Origin of the sequence: Abyssibacter sp., from assembly GCF_964229365.1 — a bacterium.
Lineage (GTDB): Bacteria > Pseudomonadota > Gammaproteobacteria > Nevskiales > OUC007 > Abyssibacter.
Genome location: NZ_CAXRDQ010000077.1, coordinates 1 through 19,922, shown reverse-complemented (window position 1 = coordinate 19,922; position 19,922 = coordinate 1). Strand labels below are relative to the sequence as shown.

General features: G+C 62.0%; 17 protein-coding genes. 1 reads left to right on the top strand and 16 read right to left on the bottom strand.

Going from position 1 to position 19,922, the window contains the following annotated elements:
- Position 1: 1 nt before the first annotated feature.
- From ACE1EY_RS12855 to ACE1EY_RS12805, 11 genes are all read right to left on the bottom strand, one after another.
- Positions 2 to 1,132 carry an efflux RND transporter periplasmic adaptor subunit gene (locus ACE1EY_RS12855; protein WP_291513342.1) on the bottom strand — a complete coding sequence of 377 codons (1,131 nt, stop codon included), beginning with the start codon at positions 1,130 to 1,132 and terminating at the stop codon, positions 2 to 4.
- The gene (locus ACE1EY_RS12850; RefSeq protein ID WP_370300346.1) at positions 1,129 to 2,490 is read right to left on the bottom strand and encodes a TolC family outer membrane protein; all 1,362 of its coding nucleotides are present in this window, start codon (positions 2,488 to 2,490) and stop codon (positions 1,129 to 1,131) included. The genes ACE1EY_RS12855 and ACE1EY_RS12850 overlap by 4 nt, the downstream gene beginning before the upstream one ends.
- Positions 2,480 to 3,250, bottom strand: a complete 771-nt coding sequence (locus tag ACE1EY_RS12845) for a TetR/AcrR family transcriptional regulator (RefSeq protein ID WP_370300345.1) — start codon at positions 3,248 to 3,250, stop codon at positions 2,480 to 2,482. The genes ACE1EY_RS12850 and ACE1EY_RS12845 overlap by 11 nt, the downstream gene beginning before the upstream one ends.
- Positions 3,251 to 3,777: 527 nt before the next feature.
- The gene (locus ACE1EY_RS12840) at positions 3,778 to 5,058 is read right to left on the bottom strand and encodes a tetratricopeptide repeat protein (protein WP_370300344.1); all 1,281 of its coding nucleotides are present in this window, start codon (positions 5,056 to 5,058) and stop codon (positions 3,778 to 3,780) included.
- A gap of 1 nt (position 5,059) precedes the next feature.
- Positions 5,060 to 5,725, bottom strand: a complete 666-nt coding sequence (locus ACE1EY_RS12835) for an energy transducer TonB (protein WP_370300343.1) — start codon at positions 5,723 to 5,725, stop codon at positions 5,060 to 5,062.
- 8 nt (positions 5,726 to 5,733) lie between these two features.
- Positions 5,734 to 6,144 (bottom strand): biopolymer transporter ExbD, encoded by a 411-nt coding sequence (locus ACE1EY_RS12830; RefSeq protein ID WP_291513347.1) that lies wholly within the window; start codon positions 6,142 to 6,144, stop codon positions 5,734 to 5,736.
- Positions 6,141 to 6,698, bottom strand: coding sequence for a MotA/TolQ/ExbB proton channel family protein (locus tag ACE1EY_RS12825; protein ID WP_291513348.1), 558 nt, complete (start codon positions 6,696 to 6,698; stop codon positions 6,141 to 6,143). The genes ACE1EY_RS12830 and ACE1EY_RS12825 overlap by 4 nt, the downstream gene beginning before the upstream one ends.
- 10 nt (positions 6,699 to 6,708) lie before the next feature.
- Positions 6,709 to 8,106, bottom strand: coding sequence for a MotA/TolQ/ExbB proton channel family protein (locus ACE1EY_RS12820; protein WP_373928091.1), 1,398 nt, complete (start codon positions 8,104 to 8,106; stop codon positions 6,709 to 6,711).
- Positions 8,103 to 8,969 (bottom strand): DUF3450 domain-containing protein, encoded by an 867-nt coding sequence (locus ACE1EY_RS12815; RefSeq protein ID WP_291513350.1) that lies wholly within the window; start codon positions 8,967 to 8,969, stop codon positions 8,103 to 8,105. Before ACE1EY_RS12815 ends, ACE1EY_RS12820 begins: the two co-directional genes overlap by 4 nt.
- Positions 8,966 to 9,379 (bottom strand): biopolymer transporter ExbD, encoded by a 414-nt coding sequence (locus ACE1EY_RS12810; RefSeq protein ID WP_291513351.1) that lies wholly within the window; start codon positions 9,377 to 9,379, stop codon positions 8,966 to 8,968. Before ACE1EY_RS12810 ends, ACE1EY_RS12815 begins: the two co-directional genes overlap by 4 nt.
- Before the next feature lie 9 nt (positions 9,380 to 9,388).
- The gene (locus ACE1EY_RS12805) at positions 9,389 to 10,912 is read right to left on the bottom strand and encodes a MotA/TolQ/ExbB proton channel family protein (RefSeq protein ID WP_370300341.1); all 1,524 of its coding nucleotides are present in this window, start codon (positions 10,910 to 10,912) and stop codon (positions 9,389 to 9,391) included.
- Between the two features lie 597 nt (positions 10,913 to 11,509).
- Here ACE1EY_RS12805 and ACE1EY_RS12800 point away from each other — a divergent pair.
- Positions 11,510 to 12,274: a 2-oxo acid dehydrogenase subunit E2 gene (locus tag ACE1EY_RS12800; protein WP_370300340.1), complete on the top strand. Its 765-nt coding sequence runs from the start codon at positions 11,510 to 11,512 to the stop codon at positions 12,272 to 12,274.
- A gap of 58 nt (positions 12,275 to 12,332) precedes the next feature.
- Here the strand turns inward: ACE1EY_RS12800 and ACE1EY_RS12795 are convergent, their stop codons facing one another.
- The 5 genes from ACE1EY_RS12795 to ilvD all read right to left on the bottom strand — a co-directional run.
- Positions 12,333 to 13,607 carry an imelysin family protein gene (locus ACE1EY_RS12795; protein ID WP_370300339.1) on the bottom strand — a complete coding sequence of 425 codons (1,275 nt, stop codon included), beginning with the start codon at positions 13,605 to 13,607 and terminating at the stop codon, positions 12,333 to 12,335.
- Positions 13,608 to 13,663: 56 nt separating this feature from the next.
- On the bottom strand, positions 13,664 to 14,758 hold the full coding sequence (locus tag ACE1EY_RS12790) for a tetratricopeptide repeat protein (RefSeq protein ID WP_370300338.1): 1,095 nt from the start codon (positions 14,756 to 14,758) through the stop codon (positions 13,664 to 13,666).
- A 138-nt stretch (positions 14,759 to 14,896) separates the two neighbouring features.
- Positions 14,897 to 16,423 carry a metallophosphoesterase gene (locus ACE1EY_RS12785; protein WP_370300337.1) on the bottom strand — a complete coding sequence of 509 codons (1,527 nt, stop codon included), beginning with the start codon at positions 16,421 to 16,423 and terminating at the stop codon, positions 14,897 to 14,899.
- Between the two features lie 95 nt (positions 16,424 to 16,518).
- Entirely contained in the window at positions 16,519 to 18,036 is a 1,518-nt protein-coding gene (locus tag ACE1EY_RS12780; protein WP_370300336.1) for a di-heme oxidoredictase family protein, read from the bottom strand.
- A gap of 119 nt (positions 18,037 to 18,155) precedes the next feature.
- Positions 18,156 to 19,922 (bottom strand): dihydroxy-acid dehydratase (ilvD, locus tag ACE1EY_RS12775; RefSeq protein WP_370300335.1); only part of this gene is annotated, 1,767 nt, incomplete at its 5' end.

Here is a 19,922-nt window from a genome sequence, read left to right as displayed (position 1 = left end):
CCTACTTGTTGGCCGGGTTGGGCTTAGGATTGTTGTCCGGAGTGACATCATTATTGATGTTCAGACGAGAACCGTTCCGAAGCTTGAGTTGACCAGAGGTGACGACCTGCGCGCCGGCATCTACACCCTCGAGTACCGAAACCTGGTCGCCTCGGCGATCCCCTATCTTCACGAAAACTCGTTCCGCAACCTTTGACCGGTTGCCGTCGTCCCCTGCGTCGCCGTCGGTCACGAGGTAGACCGAATCTCCGTAGGGGTTATACGAGATAGCCGTTGCCGGCAAGGTGATATGTTCCTCCACTTGAGGCATCACGACGTTGATGCGGGCGAACAGCCCGGGTCGCAGCTTGCGCGAAGCATTGTCAACACGGGCTTCCACCGCGAAATTGCGAGTCGCTTGTTCGACACTGGGCTCGACTGCAGTGATATGGCCGGTGAAAACCGTGTCGGACACGCTGTCGACCTGCATCCGCACGATCTGTCCTGGCTCAACGTCATTGAGGCGCTGTTCTGGAAGCGTAAAGCTGACCAGCATCGGGTCGAGCTGTTGCAACGACACAATTCCCGTACCGGCACCGGCATACTGTCCGATATCCACCTTGCGTATGCCGGCAACGCCATCGAAGGGGGCCTTGATGGCTTTCTTGTCGATGGTCGCCCGTTGGCTTTCAATTTGCGCTTCAAGCTGCGCAGCGGTGGCCTGCGCCGCATCTAGGTCGGCTTCGGCATTGGTGCCGCGGCGGCGAAGTTCATTCTGGCGCTTCAGTTCGGACCTCGCGAGACGAAGTTGAGCTTCCAGCGCCGCCAACTGCGCCAGATCGGTGCTGGTATCAAGCTGAATCAGTAGGTCCCCACGCCGAACCGATTGGCCAGAATCAAAGTCAATGCTCTCGACCACTCCCGGCAACTCGGCCGAGACAACGACACCATTCACGGCCCGCAACGTACCAACAGCGGGAATCGTGGGCTCCCAAACCGTTTTTTCAGCCGTTGTCGTGGTAACAGCCACCGGCGGCTGTTGCATGTTCTCGAAATATTTCGACATCTGGGCATTCATGAATGCCTTGAAGCCAAAAATGGCGCCGAACAGCACACCGAGTGCCAGTAGGACGATGACAAGTCGTTTGGTCATTTCACATTCCCTGTCTCATTGCCGGTGAACACGGCGTCAATCTTGGGGATATCGGCATCCGTCACGGTGCCGGCCGCCAGCTTCAAGTCCACGACTGCCACCACGTAATCGTGGCGCGCCGCATTGAATTCCTGGATGGCGCGCAACGCAGACTGCTCCGCCGCAAGTACATCACTCAGCGTCCGCGTCCCGACCTCGTAACCGTCACGGACGGCCCTGAGTGCCGTGCGTGTGGACCGCATGGCCCGCTCACGCGCGGCGATACGCCGCTTCGACGCCCGGACCGTGCGCCAGGCCGTGCGAACTTCGGACTCCGCCAGCTCACGAGCGGCGCGTAACTCCTCGGAACGTTGCAGATAGGTCGCCCGCGCTGCGTCCAGCCGCGCCACATTGGCACCGCCGGTAAAAATCGGAACCGTCAGGTTCAAGCCGATTCGGCCCTCCTCGGCATCCTGCCCGATCATGGATTCCGAGGTGTCATTGCGGCCGTAGCTTGCGGTCAGGTCCAACTGCGGCAGGCGCGAAGATTCATTGGTGCGAATATCCAGTCGCGCCACTTCGGCCCGAAGGCGCGCCGCCACCACGTTGGTATTGCGCTCCTGCGCGGCGATCAACCAGTCGGCCAGCGGGCGGCTGGTTGCCTCCTGCAGCGGCTCCACGCTTTGAACCGGGGCCAGCTCGAACGCCGCCGTGCCGATGATTCTGGCGAGCTGATCCACCGCATCGTCGACGCGCAGCTGTGCGTCGATCACTTCGGCCTCGGATAGATCGAACTCGGCTTCGGCTTCACGTAACCCGGTGATCGCAACCGCCCCGACATCCACCTGATCTCGGACCTGATCCAGTTGCCGCTGAACTGCCTCGCGGCGCGATTGCGCCGTCTGCAAGCCATCGTTGGCGCCCAACACCTCGACATAGGCGCGCGCCAGGCGCCCCATCAATTCCTGACGGGTCCGCTTGAGAGCAACTTCAGCGGCGACCACCTCGACACGGCCGATATCGAGCTGCGACAGCAGATCCCAACGAAACAGCGGTTGCGTCAGCGAAACGCCATAGTTGTACTCGTCGTAGTTTTCCTCAAAAGCGCCGCCGGTACCGCCTGTGAAGAATTCGGATTCGATACGCCGGTCAACGCGCGCAACGCCAGCATTGGCCGACAGGCTCGGCCGCACGCTGGCGCGACGAATACGATAGGCCTGACTACCGGCCGCCTGCTCAGCAACGGCGGCGGCATACACAGGGTCATGCTCCAACGCGAGAGTGAAGACATCGTCCGGTGTCAGCAGGGGCACCTCGGCCGCCATCCCCACGACCGACCATGCGGAGACTGCCGCAACAGCCAAGTATCTAAGCATCATCCTGTGACTCCGACTCGTCCTTGCGTCCACTCCACCGCGGGACCGGATAATCTGAAAACAACTCGCTGTGCACACGCTCAAAAAACATGTGCAACGCGTTTTCGTCTCCGGGGTCCTGCAATGGCATCCAGTTCAGCGCGTTCAACAGCGCCTGATAATTGCGCGCCAACATGACATACGGCTGTCGCACGTCCAAACGTTCGATCAGCCCTTCCGCGTGGGTCATCGTGTGGGTGCCCACGGACATCGTCCAGAACCCGAAGGCGATCTGCTGGGCGGTCCGGTCTTTGAGGTCCAGATCACCCATCCGCGCCGCGTCTCCAACGATCCCGAACACCAACCGGGCGCAAGCCTCACCGTAATCCATCGTCGATTCGCGGACCTGCGGTGTCGCCCGCATCCAGATATCGGCCGCGCGCACCAACTGCTCAAGGCGGAAATGATCAGGATGTGCCTCCACGAACAACCAGTCGGCATACCCCGTCGCCGCCATGCGATCACGAGAATTGGCGTCCCAATCGACGACCCGTCTCAACATGATCTGGCGTTCCTGCATGCCTTCGGTGGCGAGCATATAAAGCAGGTCTTCCTTACAGCGGAAGTGGTGGTAAAGCGTGCCGGTTGCATATTCCGAACGGCGCGCCAGCTCCGCCATCTGCAGGTTCAGAAACCCTGCGTCGCGAATCATCGTCCGAGCGTGGCCCAGAATGGCTTTTTCCCGGGCAGCGAACTCACGTTCGCGCCGCTGCGCTGTGCTCATGGGGTGATCGGCCGACGATGAGTCAATGAACTCTAGTCCATAAATGAACGGCATTCATTTTGCGCATAATGAACGCGCTTTGCAACCCGAGATTGACCATCCACAATCAAGATGGCGGGAGTCTGAGATCTTGACCGATATCGCGTGCGTGGTGCCCGGATTCCGATCAGACCGATCGGCGACACACACGGTTAGTGCATTGATTTAGATTGAAAAACAGCAAGAGGTTAGACAAGCATTCTGACTTGGCTGTTAGCCAGCAGTTGCATAGCGTGGGACCGATGCACCGTTGGCGCCTCCGCGCGCAGCGTCCGCCCCGTGCCAGGGCACTGCAATCGTTGAGAGCCAGAGAGCGATTAGCGACGCTTAATCGTTTCAGACAAGAGACACGCGCCAATTCGCAGAGGGCGAATCAACGCTGCTTGGACCGATCTCACCGAGGGGGGCAGACTGCACGCTGGCCCACGCATGCCCTGTGCTTTGGGGCTCTTACGCAAGCCATCCACGCTAGGCGTGGGGTCGCCAGCTCAGAGTTGACCGATCGCGCGCTGCCGGGCGATTTCCTGGTTTACGAAGGTCACCCATTGCGCGGCTTGCTTCGTGTAATCCGGATAAGAGCGGGCTTCTTTGAACGCCTGCAGCGCCGGACCGTAGCGTTTCAGATTGAAATACGCCGTGCCCAGCTGCATGTACACGCTGCCTGTCCGATCCAGATCGCCAATCGACAGTGCCTTGTTCAAGGACTCGGCAGCATCCGCCCACTGGTAGAGCGCCACCTGGGCTTGCCCGAGGTACAGGTACTGGCGCGCTTCGCCGGATAGCTCGGCGGCCTTCTTCAACACTGGAATCTGGCCCTCATGATCTTTGGCCAAGGCCATGGCTTGGGCGAGCAACTGCAGATTCTCAGCCGTTTGCTCGATCTCGCCCTGCCTCAAGCCTTGTTTGATCAGCTCAACGGCGGGAAAGGGCGCATCCTCTGCCATGTACAGGCGAGCCATGTTCAGAATCTCGGATTCGGCTTCCAGCATGCCTGCACTGTAGGCCGCGTGCATGACGTAGAGTTGGCCCTGCTGCTGCCCCATCAGTCCCAGCATGCCGGCGAGCTGCTTGTAATAGTTCGGATTTGGCCAGCGTTCGACCAGTTCGCCGAGCACCTTGACCGCCTTCTTGTACTCACCCTGCTCGTAGTAGATGGCGCGCAACAGCGCCAACCAGTTTTCCTGCAGTGACTGCTGACGCCGCCTTGCTTCCTTCATCGCCGAGATCACCGGGCCTTCGGCCTGCTCGTACTGCTCCAACTGGTAGTACGCCTGCGCCTTGAGCATATGCGCTTCCGGTCGCACCGACTCGACCCGCTGCATCCACTCATCAAGGATGCGGACAGACTTTTCGTACTCTTCCTGGACGAAATACAGCTGCGCCAGACGAAACAGTGAGTTGTTGCGAATCTGCTCCGGCGCCTCTTCCAACTTCAGAATGTCGATGTAGTCCTGAATGGTGGCGTCGGTGCGGTTCTGCTCGTAGTGGATCGCAGCGAGAAAGTTGTAGGTCTGGGCCTTTTCGTAGTCATTCAGTTTGTCCGCCTTGGCCTTCAACTCGTTCATGAGTGCTTCGGCGTCGTTCAGGCGCTTTTCTTCCAGGGCGGTCTGCGCTTCTTCAATCTTCTGATACACCTCAGGCGACAGCTTCTCGGTCACCTTGGTCGGCGGCTTACGCCGCTTGTCATCGTCATTGGCACCCCAGGCCGCCTGACTGTTCAGCAACGTGGAGACGATGAGCGATAGCAAAGTGATGTGCAGCAGACGCATATCAATCATCCAGCTTGAAGGTAATGAGATGCTCGACGCCGGTGACGACCTGGGGTTGTCCGTTGACCACTCGGGGTTTGTACTTGAAGCGTTCGACGGCCTTTTTGGCGGCCGAGTCGAAGACGCCCGAGGGTTCGGCGTCGATGACCTGCGGGTCGATCACGCTGCCGGTTTCGGTCACGGTAAAACTCAGCAGCACCCAGCCTTCGATGCCGCGGGTCTGGGCCCGTCGGGGATACACCGGCGCCACCTTGACGATGGGCAGGTATTCGCCGTCGGAGGCCGACAGGCCCGCGCTGGTGTCCACCGCCAGGTCGCTGTCCACCGACATCGCGCCGATGTTCACGGTGTTGCCCTGTGGCTTGACCGCCTGGGTCTGCACCTGCGGCGTCTTGGGCGCGATCTGCGGCTTGTTCGGCTTCTCCGGCTTGGGCTGCTCGGTGCGTAGCTGCGGCGGGTTGGGCACGCGCACAAAGTCGACAATCCGCCCCGCCGGGGCTTCGGTGAGCGCGTTCTTGCCCGCCGCCACCAGCACCGACATCAGCCAGTACAGCAAGAAGGTCATCAGCAAGCCGATGGCGATGCCGATCAGCGTGCGCACCAGGCCGTGCATCCAGTGGATGCGGATGACCTCGTCGATGGCGCTGGGTGGGGTGGTTGTGCTCATGATCCCCCCTAGTTCGAGGCGATGGAGACGTTGTAGACGCCGGCCTTGCGCGCCGCGTCCATCACCGTGATCAGCCGCTCGTTGGCCGAGTCGTCCTCGGCCTGGATCACCACCGCGCCCTTCGGGTTCTCGGCATGCAGGCGCTTGATGTTCGCCGTCAGCGCCCCTGCATCCACCGGCCGACGGTTGATAAACAACTGCCCGTCGGCTGCAATGCTCACCAGGATGTTCTTGATCTCGTCCTTCTTCGGCGGCTGGTTGGATTGCGGCGGCCGGTTCACGTCAAAACCGGCCTCTTTGACAAAGCTGGCGGTGACGATGAAAAAAATCAGCATGATGAAGACGACATCCAGCATCGGTGTCAGGTCGATCTCGGAATCGACCGCATCGTCATCGCCTTCACTCAGAAAATCCCTCATGCCGGCACCTCGTCGCTGTGCTCGGTCACCAGGTGATCCGCCAGGTGCTCCATGCGCCGCTTGGCCTGCCATTCCAGCCAGTAGATGGCGAAGACACCGGAGAGCGCCCCCACCATGCCGGCCATGGTCGGCACCGTGGCCTTGGCCACGCCGTCGGCCATCAGCCGCGGGTTGCCCATGCCGGCCGAGGCCATCACGTCAAACACGGCAATCATGCCGGTCACCGTGCCCAGCAAGCCCAATAGCGGGCAGATGGCCACGACGGTCTTGACGGTGTTGATGTAGGCACGGGTCTGCTGACGCATGGCGTTGAGCAGCGCCAGGCGGATCTTGTGCGCCTGCCAGCTGTGGTGGTCGCTGCGCGCCGCCCACAGGTTGCGGATGCGCCGGGCCTTGCCGGGATAACGGACGTAGAAAAACAGCGCCCGCTCGACAATAAACCCCCACATGATGAAGATCGCCGCGGCAATCAGCAGCAGCACGTCGCCGCCCAGGATCATGAAATTGGTCACCTGGAAGGTGATGTCGGCCAGGAAAAACTCGAAGGATTCCATGAGTCGGTGACTACGCGGCCCGGCGCTCGGCCCGGGCTTCCATGCGCTCGGCAATCAGTCCGGCGGTCTGGTGCTTGAGCGTGTTGATCAAGGCGGTGGCCCGGGCGTTGACCACCGCGTGCAGCAGCACGGTCGGGATCGCCACGGTCAAACCCTCCACCGTGGTCACCAGGGCCTGGGAGATCCCCCCGGCCATGGTCTTGGGATCGCCGGTGCCAAACAGGGTGATGGCCTGGAAGGTCGCGATCATGCCGATCACGGTGCCCATCAGACCCATCAGCGGCGCCACCGCCGAGATGACCTTGATGGTGCCGACAAAACGGTCGATCTTCGGCCGCTCCTCCAGAATCGCCTCGCCCAGGCGCATTTCCAGGGTCTCGGTGTCCTGCTCCTTATTGTCTTCGTAGATCTGGAGCATCCGCCCCAGCGGGTTGTTGGCCCGGGGGTGCTGGATGTCGGCGCGCTGACGGGCCACCTTGGCGCTGACGATCATGATGCTGATCAGCTTGAAGACGGCAATGGCCACGCCCACCGCCCCCAGGGTGAGAATCAGGTTGCCGATCAGACCGCCGGCAGCAATGCGATCACGCAGCCCCGGGGCATCGACCAGGCGGCTGAGCAACGAGCCGGCCGTCGGGTCAATGGCCACCGACGCCACTCCGCGGGTGTTGGTCAGGTAATCGTCAATCTTGTAGAGCGCATCGCCTTCAGGCTGACGCTTGAGCAGCGAGGCCCGCTGGCTGTTCGTGTCCCAGGTCAGATACGCCGGCGCCGGGTCACGGGTGATCAGCCCAAACTTGCCCAGGCGCACGAGCTCGCGGGTCTCGCGCGCGCCCGATTCTCCCAGTACCTCGGCCCGCAGCGAGGCGATCTTTCCAGAGGCGGTGATCTCCTGCTGCATCAAAAACCACAGCTGCTCGAGCTCGTCGATGGTGAAGATCTCGGAGGATTTCTCCATGCGCTCGATGAAGTCGCTCAGCCAGGCATCCCGGTTGGGGTATTGCAACGAGGTCGAGGAGTTGCGAAATACGCCGATCAGTTCGGAGGAGATGCCCTGCAAGGTCCCAAACAGCGCCGCATTGGGGCCCAGTTCGGTGCGCAGGGCACCGATCTTGGTCTCCAGCACGCGCTCGTTGCCGCGGGCCGTCTCTTCCAGACCGGCACTGTCGGCCTGCAAGGCATCGCGGCGTGCGCGCGCGGCCTCGAGCATGCGCTGACGCTCGGCCTGCGAAGCGCTGTCATAACGCCGTAGCTGCTGGGTCTGGTCGGCCCGCTGGCCCACCTCGCCGCTGCGTACCCGCTCGAGCAGGTCGTCCTCGCCAGACTGCGCCCAGGCGCCAAAACTGAGCAGGCTGGCCGCCACGGCGGCGGTCATGACGGTGGTCATGGCAGCAAGTGGTCGGTTCATGGTGCGCCCGCCCCCAGCGCCACCAGGGGCGCGTTGTGCCGGTCACGGCTGGCCATCTCCCCCGGCTGCGGCGGCGGCAGCGGCACGGTGAGCAGGCTCGGCGCGGTCAGCTTGTTGGCGATCCGGATGGCCTGGTAAATCCCGTTGCGGAAGTCCGCGCCCAGCGCCTCCCAGCGCCCGGCCTCGGCGTTCCAGCGACCGGTGTGGACCCGGTCGGCCGTCTGGTAAAACAAACCAATCCGGCCCAGACGCAGCACGTTGACCTCGCGCTCGCCCCCTTCGGCTTCAATGGTGTCGGTGTAGGCCTCGATGGTGTTGCCGTAGGACAGCTCGGTCATGTACGCATCGAGCACCTGACGGAATTTCTCCGCCGCGGCCACGTCGGCCCGGTCGACGGTCTCACGCAAAAATTCAATCCGCTCGGCCCGCTCGTCCGGCAGATACGGCGGGCTCACCGCCACCAGCTCTTCGTAGGTGTCGACCATGTTGATCAGCAGCGGCAGTAGCTGACGGTCGACCTCGGTGGCCTTGGCAATCGAGGCATCCGTCTTGGCAATCTCGCGATCCTGCGCCGCAATCTGCGTGCGCAGCTGCCGGTTGTAAGCCTCCAGCCCTTCGATCTGCCGCAGCAGTCGCTGGTATTCGGCATCGGTCTCCGCCGTCTGGCTCGCATATCCGTTGACCCGCTCCTGCGAGGCGCGCTGCGCCACCAGCCAGGCATCGCCTTCCTGGATCACGTCACGGACCGATTCGCCCGCCACCACGCCGCTGCCCAGCAGCAGCGCTGCGCCCACTATCCACTTGCGCTTCATCGTCCGGGTCTCCCGTTGCGGTTGCACAACCACGCCTCTGGTCTGTCTCATGTCTCATCCTCTGCGGCCACCGCGACCTGCGGTACGCCGGCTTTCTGGACGGCATCGAGCACGACCTTCAAGGTCTTGTGCGTCGATGCTCGGTCGGCCTGCACCACCACCGAGCCCTGCGGGTTCTCGGCATGCAGGCGCTTGATCACGGTCGCCATGTCCCGCTCGTCAATCCGGTTGCCGTCAATCCAGACGTCATCCTCCGGGGTGATCGCGATCAGTATGTTCGCCAGGTCCTGGCGCTCCGCCGTCGTCGCCTCCGGACGCTGCACGTCCACCCCCGCTTCCTTCACAAAGGTCGCGGTGACAATGAAAAAAATCAGCATGATGAAGACCACGTCCAGCATCGGCGTCAGGTCAATGCCGGTCTCGTCTTCGGTCGTCGGATCGTCGCTCAGCGCATCACTCATGCCGCTCTCCTAGGCCGTCTGCGGCGCGCCCAGGGGCGACGACGTAGCAGCGGTTGACGACAGGGTGCGCTCGGCCAACCGATCACCCAGCAGCAGGGCCTTTTGCTGGCGCAGCCGGTTGATGACCCGCTTGGCCCGGGCGCTGACCACGGCGTTGAGCAGCACCGCCGGCACCGCCACGACCAAACCCAGAACGGTGGTGATCAGGGCCTGCGAGATCCCGCCCGCCATGGTCTGGGGATCACCCGTGCCGTACAGGGTGATCGCCTGGAAGGTGTTGATCATGCCGACCACGGTGCCCAGCAAACCCATCAGCGGCGCCACCGCGGCAATGATCGCCAGAAACACCAGGAACCGCTGGATCCGACCGGTCTCCTTGGCCACCCGGTCATGCAGGCGCATCTCCAGGGTCTCGGGGTCAGCGTGGGCGTTGTCGCGGTACACCAGCAGTAATCGGCCCAGGGCGTTGTTGGCCTTGGGCTGGTCCATCCGCCGGCGCTGCAAACCCACACGCAGGCTGATCACGGCAATGTCCAGCAGCTTGCTCGCCGCCAGCAAAAAGGCCACCGCGCCCAGGGCGATGATCATGTAACCCACCAGACCACCCTGGTCGACACGCTCTTCCACCGTGGGCTTCTCAGCCAGGAGTTCGATCAGGGTGCCGCCGGTCGGGTCCAGACTCACCGTGCTCAGCGCCTGATCCCCGGCCAGGTAGCGCTCGATCTGCGGCCCATACGGCCCCACGGGCTGGCGCACCATGGTCTCGACCCGTTGCTGCCCGGCCTTCCATTGCAGGTACGCCGGCGACGGCTGGGCGGTGATGAGGCTGAACCCGCCCAGGCGCACCACCTCGCGCCGGGACGACTCGCCAGCCGGGGTGAAAACCGGTGCGCTGAGCCGAACAATCTGACCGCGCGCGTTGATCTCCCGCAGCAGCTCAAACCACAGGGTCTTGATGTCGTCCGCCGAGGTCACTTCGGAGGCGTTCTTCATCCGGTTGGCAAAACCCTCCAGCCACACGTCACGATCCGGGTATTGCAGGCTGGTCGCCGAGCCGTTGAACGCGCCAATCAGGTCCGAGGCGTTTTGCTGGAAGACACCAAACAATTCCTTCAACGCCCCGATCTTGTCCTTCAGCAACTCCGCCTTGTCCGCCAGCTCCGTCTTGTTGGCGTCAAACACGCCCTCCAGACGACGGCCCTCGGCCTCCGCTGCCGCCAATGCCTGCTCGGCTGACGATAGCTGCGCCTTGGACTCGTCTAGGCGGGCCTTGAAGACCTGTTCCCGGGATTGCAGACGTTGCTTTGCCTGCTCTCTGGCAGCCCGCATCTGCCGTACGACGGCATCTAAAGATGCGTCATCACGTGCATCTACTGGAGCCGTTGCCGCCGGCTTCGCCGGGTCGGCCGCTTGATCCTGGGCATGGGCGCGATCCGCAGTGGCGCCGAGGGCGAGCAGCAACAGCGCAGCGCCGCCGACCCGAATGGTCTGCTTGCCGCAGATCACCCACCGGCCTCCGCTATCGCCCGGCATCGTATGGCCGGCACTTCCCCGCTGGGCTGTGCTTTCGCTAGGCGCGAACGCATCGTCGTCTCCTCCAGTTGTCGCACGGATTCTGATTGCAGGCGGCTCGAAAGCCACGCGCCCTCTCCGTTTCTATTCGTATTCCCCAGTGGCCCAGGCCACCAGGCATTCACCCCAAGTGTGACGCCGGCCATGCCGTGCACCATCACATGAAGCGATTCAGTGAATGCCGTCTCGTTTCGAGACTCTCACGGCATTCACGCCAAGTATGCGGTCGGTGACCGACTTCTTTGCGACCATTCGATCGGTCGGTTCACTGCCCGCAACTACTTGTACCATGCCAATTTAATGACATCTGTCAATAACTGGCAGCTCACTAAAAATATCCAGTGAGTCCGCTCTAAGCATAAGCACATTCTGTGCGTTAACCACCCCCTAGACTCGGCAGATCAACAAAAAGCCCGCTCCGCGAAATCCACGTTGCGCGGACAGTCAAGATCAGTCGCCTTGTGGCTTTATATTCTCGATGACCATGAGACGTGATCGCCTGGGAGACGCACCGATCCGTCGCGCCGATCACCACAAGCCACCAACACGAGACTACGTGTGACAAAACCGGACGAGACACCGACATCCCCGCTGCTCAAGCTGCCCGCTTGGCCGAACATCGATTTCAGCCAGTTTGGCCCCGTCGACATGAAACCGATGTCGCGCATCCAGACATTGGTATCCAGTGTCATGGCACGCAACTGGGTATCGATTCCGCATGTCACCCACCACGATGAAGCCGACGTCTCCACCTTGACCACCGCGCGGCGGGAGCTATCAGAATCTTCCGGCGTGAAGATCACCCCGTTGCCCTATCTGGTCAAGGCAGCGGTGGCAGCGCTAAAAGCACAGCCCAAATTCAACGCGTCAATCGATGCCACGGGCCGAAATCTCGTTTACAAACAGTATTTCCACATCGGTATTGCAGTTGATACACCGGCAGGGCTGCTCGTGCCGGTCATCCACGATGCCGACAAGAAGTCGATCCCTGAGATCGCGACGGAACTGGCGGAACTCTCCGAGATGGCGAGAACGAAAGGGCTGCCCATGGACAAGATGTCGGGCGGCTGCTTTTCGATCAGTTCCTTGGGCTCGATCGGCGGAACCGCGTTCACACCGATTATCAATGCGCCCGAGGTCGCGATTTTGGGCGTCAGCAAAACCTACGAAAAACCCTGCAGAAACGGAGAGGCGATCGCCTGGAAAGACATGTTGCCCCTGTCGTTAAGCTACGACCACCGGGTCATCAACGGAGCGGATGCAGCCAGATTCTGCGTCGACTTCGCCGAAGCACTCGCTGAGCCTGAATCGCTGGCCAAGTAGTTCACTGCGTGCGGCCATCTCGGTCGCTTCGTCCAGCACCAGAGAAGCTCGGCAGCGCTCAGCCCGCGGAGCGACGCATCGGTGATTGCGGATTCAGACTATTTTCAAACCCCAGTCGTCCCCCGAGTTGCTCAAACAGCTGGCTCTGCGCTTGTAGAGCCTCTATCGCTTTTTCGATAGCGCGACGACCTTCCGGATGACCTGGCCGAATGAGCAGGTCGAACGTCTGCCCGCCCTCACCCAGTCGCTGGATTGCCGAGAGCGCAAGCTGCGTTCTCAAGATCGCTTCATCGATCTGGTCGGCCAGCGCGTCATCGACGCGCCGGGCGAGCGCCGCAAGGCTCAGCGGCGCTTGATAGTGCTCCCCCGACTGGTAGCGATCATTCTGATAGTGACCGTAGTAGATATTCTGGATGCCCACCGCGTTGTTGTAGAGCGATTGGTGCGTGTCGTCGGAGAAGCAGTCCTGCTCTTCTTCCGGTGCGTGGGTGAGTAGAGCGACCCGCATACGCTCCCCCGCCATCTCGTCGCCAGCCAATCGGATAATGCCGAACAACATGCGGCGCAATCCCTCGTCGACATCACCCTCGGCGATGTGCAGCCCATAGCTCGTGGGACTGTTACCCGCCCAATCCAATGTCATGGTCGCCAATTGACTGTAGAGATGCTCGGCCATTGTCTGCAGCAATTGGCGGCGCCGCTGGCAGTGCTCGACCGGCGCAGGCGCGATACCGCTGGTACAGCCCTCCGCTGCGGCGGAATAGTCGGTCCACGGGCGCTGTCCCGCACCACGCTCGGATCGGTGCAAATCCTGCCCCCACAACAAGAACTCGATGGCGTGGTAGCCGAGCACCACATTCGATTCATTGTCACTGCCTGCGTGGATAAATTTGAGCTGCGCCCAATCCAGCGTATTGGCACTGATAGTGATGCCGCCGACTTGGATGTCGGGCTGCGACACGAGATTCTGCCGAGCGAGCGGATTGGTGGGCGAGGCTTCGTAGCTGCGATCGACATAGTCCAGCAATCCCTCGTCGACCGGCCACGCATTCACGCTGGTCTCCCAGTCATCGACAATCCAGTTGCCGAATCGAAACACCTCGGTCCGTGAATAATCTCGATGCGCATCACGCCAGGCTTGGCGGGCGGTCAGCAAAGCTTCGTCCGATGGATTGACCAGCAGACGCTTGATCTGTGTCTTCAGCTGGCCAGCCGAGTGATACGCCGCCTCGAAACTTCGATGCCCTAGTCGCCGATATCCACGCAGCACCTCACGTTTGGCGACGTCACCGTGCGCAGATACCGCCGCCGATGGCTTCGTTGAGTAGAACACGGCCGCAGCCAAGCAAAGTGAAACGCTTGCCAAGGCGGCAACGAGAGCGGTGCGATTCACGGCGCCGCAGACACGGCGCTCCGGTAGCACCGGACGAACACCGCCACGGGGCCTGCCCACTCGGGCTGATATGCGGCGGTGCCGGCCTGCGGTTGCTCAAAACCGCCTATCGACGCGGAATCGTGCGCGTGGGTATGCGGTTCGGCGTCTGGTCGGTGCGTCTGCGAATCGCTCGTGGCGTGCGAATGTTCCTGCGAGTGCTCATGCGAATGCGCCGGGCGACCGCTCGCGCTCGAATGGACATGTGCAACCTGAGCCGCCCCAGCATGCCCAGCCGGCAAGCCATCGGGATAGAAGCGACGAAGAACCGCATCGAACGTATCCGTGCTCATGACGCGCTGTTCCAAAACGGCATGCAGAAACGCGGCGCGATGGGACAACTCGGCCTTGATGGCTGTCGGCCGACGCTGGGACAACAAGGCTCGCGCCGTCTCGAGCGCCTTGTCTGTCCGATCCTTTTGATCGAGCAAGAGATACTGCTCCGCAGCCTGAAGATGCCATTGGGGCGCCCTGCGGGCATTTGGATACAACTGGTTCAGGCGCTCGATGACCTGCTCACTGCGGCAGGCCTGCTGCTCGAGTTCGATGGCGTATCGCTGCAATTGCGGGGCGGCGCCCAGCTCGCGTATGCGCGCATCCAGGAATTCCAGAACATCTTGGTGACTGCGACCGGCGTCCCCCCGCTCCGCCATCACGGTCATCAGATGTGCTGCTGTCACGTAGTCGCCAGGGCCTGCCTGCGGGTTCAATGCAAAGTAAGCGAGATAATCGGCCAGAGCCGCCTTCGTTTGCCCGGCGTCACGCAATACTCTGGCCCGATAAATCAGGGCATCCGGGTTACGGGGGTTCGCATCGATAAACGCGTCGAACAACGGCAGAGCCTGGTCGAACTGCCCAAGCCGATAAAACAGGATGCCGCGCACAAAATAGGTGTTCTCCACCGGGCCGAAGCCGGATGCGGTATCCAGGTCGGCAAATGCAAGCTTGAATTCCCCGGTATCGGAATAGATCAGCGCCCGCCGCAAATAAAGATCCGGATCGCTCGGCGAAGACGCAATGCGCTCCGATAGCAGCACCAACCGTTCATTCAATCCAATCCCTGCGCTCGCCGGGAGGCTGCATAAGCAGACACAAAGCAAGATGATGTAACGCGCTGATTGCATGGAGAGCGTAATCAACCCAGCCGGTAACGGTAACCGTGCGACATCGGAGCAGCCCGGGGGCCCGCGTTACCGATTAATGACGAAGAAATCCAGCACGTCGCCATCGATGTTGATGAATCGCGCTGTTAGCGTCGTTGCCGTGGCATCAATGACGACCGACCCCAGAACGATCTCGCTATACGCCATCGCGTTATGCGGATAGCCATCGGATGTGCTGGTCGCCTGCCCTGAACTCCCGGCCACCGTGTAGACCACCTTGTCGTCGACACCTGAGTTGTTGGAAATCTGTCGATACTCCTGGTCATCCTGACCCGTCAGCGGGTTCCCGGCCCCGTCATGCTCGGCGTGCACATTCGGGTCGAAACTGGCTTCGAGCCCCGTGTGACCGTTCAGGTAGAACGAGCGCTCATAGGAATGGCTGTGGCCGCTGTATGCAAGGTCGACCCCGTGATCTTCGAAGATCTCCGTGTACTGCTCGCGGATGTCAAAGATCGGCTGATCGATACCAAGCACGGCCGAGTCCGAATCATGGCTGCCCTTGGTGTAGGGAGGATGATGGAAGATCACCAGCGTCCAATCATTGCTGCTGGCTGACAAGTCGTTGATCAGCCATTGCTTCATCGTTTCGTTGTTGCCGCTGTCGCGAATCGCGACTTGCGAATCCAGGCTCACCACATGCACGTTGCCGTAGTCGAACGAGTAGTACTGTTCGGTATTACTGGGCTCGCCGCCGTTCTCACCCTGGGTCGGCAGAGTGTGGATGTTCAGATAGGGCATGGGACTGGCGGGCAGCGGATCCCGTTGGCCCTGAGCGGGCAGATAGAGACCGGTGCTCGTCGCCGTCGACAGGCCACTGACCCCCATTTCATGGTTGCCGATGGTGGACCAGAGACCGGCCGAACTCAGAATATCGGGATAGGTCTCGAAGACAGCAGACTGGAACTGGGCGTCGGTACCATCCAGGTACGCCGCGTCTCCCAGCATCAGGATCAGATCGGTCGGCTCGCCGCCGTTGCTGGCCGCCCACGTGAGATAGCCGTCGCGTACGTCGCGGGCATCCCCACCTTCAGGATCAATCGTACTGCCGGCAGTTCCCGAATCACCCAGCACCCACATGCGCACATTGCCGTCCGCCGGACTTTCGCCGGTGACCGGCGCCGTACGAAAGTGACGGGTTTGCAGCGCGGAGGCTGCACCGCCCACGGAGTAGTAATACGTGGTGTCGGGCGTCAACCCGGTCAACAACGCTTCGCGGTGTTCGGTCTCGGTGACGTTGGCAGCTGTCAGGCTCGACGCCGGCAGTGCATTCATGTGGGTGCCAAAACAGACGTCGCTGGCCTCATCGCCGCCATCCACGTTGCCACGCCATTTGATAATCGCCCGGTCCGCTCCCACTTGCTGCAGGAACAAGCGCTCCGGGTTGATCTCTGTGCCTGAGCAAAGCTCCACGTTCGGATCGACCGGATCCACCGGATTCGTGGGCGAATCGGCGACATCCGCCGGCGGTGGGCTGTTGCCACAAGCCGCCAGCAAGCCCGCGAGGGCCGCGAGAACGGCGATGGAACGGCTTCGACTCAGGGTGGAATTCGACATACGGAACCAGAACGCGCGAACGAGGGCGCGCAATGCTAATAAATTCCCATGACCACCGCGTGAAGGTATTGAAACGATTCGCCCACCCGGCCCACTCACAACGACTTGAGGAATGACAGTACCAGCGCGCGTTGTCGCTCGGGCAAGGCAGCCCAGGCATCTCGCGCCCTTTGCGCTTCTCCGCCGTGCCACAAAATTGCCTCGGCGATCGTGCGCGCACGCCCATCGTGCAAATAACCTGCACGCTCTCCACCCACAGCCTTGACCTGCCCTAGCCCCCAAAGCGGAGTCGTCCTCCAATGCCGCCCCGAAGCCAAACCTTCGACGTGGCCGTCCGCCAGCCCGATGCCCATGTCATGCAAGAGCAGATCGGTGTAGGGCCAGATCAACTGGTTTGCCGAGGCGCGCGAGCTCGGGGAATCACCCGTGCGCCAGCTGGGTTTGTGACATCCGGAACAGCCGATGTCGGTGAACAGGTGCTCGCCTGCTTTGACCTCGGCATCTTCCGTCTGGCGCCGCACCGGCGGTGCCAGGTGCCGCGCGTAAAACACCACCGCGTGTTGAACCTGCCGCGACAACTCCGGCTGGCCGCCGGACGGAAAATCCGCACAGCCGAGGCTTAGCTGAGTCTCGGTGCAAACGTCATTGGGAATACGGCTTGAGGTAATGCCGATATCGTTGGCGAACGCATCCAATGCCTGGTGCTCCACGCTCGACTGAGTGGCCTTCCAGCCAAATCTCCCAATCGCCTCAGGCTCGCCCGCGAGCGCGATGCCCGCCTGCACCCGACCGACCAGCCCGTCCCGCCGCTGCAATTCGGCGTAAGCGCGGAGATCTGCTGGGGGGATGGCCTCCAGCAGCCCCATCCCGATCACTGCTGGTGCGACACGCAAACTCAGCCGCAGGCCTGCGTCGGCCTCACCATAGGCCCAGTCGGTCACCACGAGCTCCGGACGCCGTAAGGTGACCACTGAACCGTCGGGCAATGTCTCTGGCGACTCCTGCCACCGCACCGACACTCGGGCCTCCGGAGCAAGTCCCGGTACCGCTCGCGTTTGCAAGTGCCGTCCGTACACCGGATCGGCTTGGCCATCCGCAAGCGCGAGGCGCACAACCGCAGACGTGAGAAATTCGTCGGGGCCGGCCGGTGCATGGCCGCGGCCGTCGCGGATGTGGCAATCCTGGCAGGCCGCTGCGCTGTACAACGGCCCAAGGCCGTCCCGACCCGCTGTGGAAGCACCCGCGGCAACCCAAGGGTTGGTGAAGAACGAATTGCCAACGACAAAATCCAGGCGCTCTTCGCTGGTCAAGTTCCCGAAGGGCTGCGACAGCGCATCCGCGCTGAGCGCCGACAATGGGCTTAACTCGAGAAACGTCGTCTCACCGCCGGGCAGCGCCTGCGGCGGCAAGGCCGAGACCGATTGCTCGACCTCGGCAGGCGGGCGACTGCTTGATGCGAACTGGGTTGGAGTCGTGACGTCTGCCGAAGCCTCTTCATCAGCGAAGCCGCATCCCGCAGGCCAGAGCGCGACCACGAAACAACTCATCCGCATGGCCGCGATCGCACGCCGGCCGCTCCACGCATCCGCCAAGTTGAAGTTCAGAAACACCATTTGGCATCGATGCTTACACGCGGAAGTTCGATCGTTTTCTTATACACGCTCTGAGCCCCGAGAACCTGATCCCAGACCCGGTCTTCGCGAACCCGAAGCACGCGGCAATGCCGTGGTGGCTACTGGTCGAGCTGGGACAAATCCCGCACCGCGCCGCGTGCGGCGGAGGTCGTCAGCGCAGCGTAAGCCCGCAACGCCTGCGACACGACACGCTCACGGTTGACCGGCTTCCACGCCGCCGCACCGCGCGCCACCATCGATTCCCGACGCTCGGCGAGCTCGGCGTCGGTGAGCACCACACGGATGCTGCGATTGGGAATATCGATTTCAATGGTGTCGCCGGACTCCACCAGGCCGATATCGCCGCCCTCTGCGGCTTCCGGCGAGCAATGGCCGATGGACAGGCCCGAGGTTCCACCCGAGAAACGGCCGTCGGTGATCAGCGCACAGGCCTTGCCCAGCCCCTTGGATTTCAGGTAGCTGGTGGGATAAAGCATTTCCTGCATGCCCGGCCCGCCTTTGGGGCCTTCGTAACGGATGAGCACCACGTCCCCAGCCTTGACCTTGTTGCTGAGCAGGATGCCGTCGATGGCTTCTTCCTGGCTTTCGAAGATGACCGCCGGCCCGGAGAACTTGAGGATGGACTCATCCACCCCAGCCGTTTTCACGATGCAGCCCTCTTTGGCGATGTTGCCGTAGAGCACGGCCAGTCCGCCGTCTTTCGAGTAGGCATGCTCCACATCGCGGATACAGCCGTTCGCCCTGTCCACGTCCAGATCCGGCCAGCTCGCCGACTGGCTGAATGCAATCTGGGTCGGAATGCCGCCGGGCCCGGCGATATACCGCACCTCGGCCTCGGCGGCGCTCATGACATCCCAGCGGGCGATGGCGTCGCCCAGCGTCTTTTCATGCACCGTGCTGCAATCCCGATGCAGCAGACCGCCGCGATCCAGCTCGGCCAGGATGCCGATCACGCCGCCAGCGCGATGCACGTCTTCCATATGGTATTGCTGCGTGGCCGGCGCCACCTTGCAGAGGTTCGGCACCTTGCGGGACATGCGGTCGATATCCGCCATCGTGAAATCCACCCCCGCCTCGTGTGCGGCCGCCAGCAAATGCAGGACGGTATTGGTGGAACCGCCCATGGCGATATCCAGCGCAATGGCGTTCTCGAAGGCCTCGAAGGTCGCGATTGCCCGCGGCAGCACGGCCTCTTCGTCGCCCTCGTAGTAACGCTTGGCCAGATCGACAATCTGGCGGCCGGCCTGCAGGAACAGTTCTTTTCGCTCGGCATGGGTGGCCAGCAACGAGCCGTTTCCGGGCAAGGACAGGCCCAGGGCTTCGGTCAGGCAATTCATGGAATTGGCCGTGAACATGCCGGAGCAGGATCCACAGGTCGGGCAGGCGCTGCGCTCGATGCTGGCGACATCCTCATCGGATTCGTCTGCATTGGCCGCGCTGACCATGGCATCGACCAGGTCCAGCTTGATATCGCCCTTGCCGGCGAGCTTCACCTTGCCGGCCTCCATCGGCCCGCCAGAGACGAACACCGTCGGAATGTTCAGCCGCATGGCTGCGTTGAGCATGCCGGGCGTGATCTTGTCGCAATTGGAGATGCACACCAGTGCATCAGCGCAGTGCGCGTTGACCATGTATTCGACACTATCGGCAATCAGATCGCGGCTGGGCAGGCTATACAACATGCCGCCATGCCCCATGGCGATAGCGTCATCCACGGCGATCGTGTTGAATTCCTTGGCGACACCTCCTGCCGATTCGATTTCTCGTGCCACCAGTTGCCCCAGGTCTTTCAGATGAACGTGACCTGGCACGAACTGGGTGAAGGAATTCGCAATGGCGATGATCGGCTTGCCAAAGTCGTCATC

Coding starts and splice junctions, on each gene's coding strand:
- ACE1EY_RS12840 (WP_370300344.1), bottom strand. CDS start 5,058: ATGCGTCTGCTGCACATCACTTTGCTATCGCTCATCGTCTCCACGTTG.
- ACE1EY_RS12805 (WP_370300341.1), bottom strand. CDS start 10,912: ATGCCGGGCGATAGCGGAGGCCGGTGGGTGATCTGCGGCAAGCAGACC.
- ACE1EY_RS12855 (WP_291513342.1), bottom strand. CDS start 1,132: ATGACCAAACGACTTGTCATCGTCCTACTGGCACTCGGTGTGCTGTTC.
- ACE1EY_RS12815 (WP_291513350.1), bottom strand. CDS start 8,969: ATGAGACAGACCAGAGGCGTGGTTGTGCAACCGCAACGGGAGACCCGG.
- ACE1EY_RS12830 (WP_291513347.1), bottom strand. CDS start 6,144: ATGAGGGATTTTCTGAGTGAAGGCGATGACGATGCGGTCGATTCCGAG.
- ACE1EY_RS12785 (WP_370300337.1), bottom strand. CDS start 16,423: ATGTCGAATTCCACCCTGAGTCGAAGCCGTTCCATCGCCGTTCTCGCG.
- ACE1EY_RS12810 (WP_291513351.1), bottom strand. CDS start 9,379: ATGAGTGATGCGCTGAGCGACGATCCGACGACCGAAGACGAGACCGGC.
- ACE1EY_RS12845 (WP_370300345.1), bottom strand. CDS start 3,250: ATGAGCACAGCGCAGCGGCGCGAACGTGAGTTCGCTGCCCGGGAAAAA.
- ACE1EY_RS12820 (WP_373928091.1), bottom strand. CDS start 8,106: ATGAACCGACCACTTGCTGCCATGACCACCGTCATGACCGCCGCCGTG.
- ACE1EY_RS12780 (WP_370300336.1), bottom strand. CDS start 18,036: ATGGTGTTTCTGAACTTCAACTTGGCGGATGCGTGGAGCGGCCGGCGT.
- ACE1EY_RS12835 (WP_370300343.1), bottom strand. CDS start 5,725: ATGAGCACAACCACCCCACCCAGCGCCATCGACGAGGTCATCCGCATC.
- ACE1EY_RS12825 (WP_291513348.1), bottom strand. CDS start 6,698: ATGGAATCCTTCGAGTTTTTCCTGGCCGACATCACCTTCCAGGTGACC.
- ACE1EY_RS12850 (WP_370300346.1), bottom strand. CDS start 2,490: ATGATGCTTAGATACTTGGCTGTTGCGGCAGTCTCCGCATGGTCGGTC.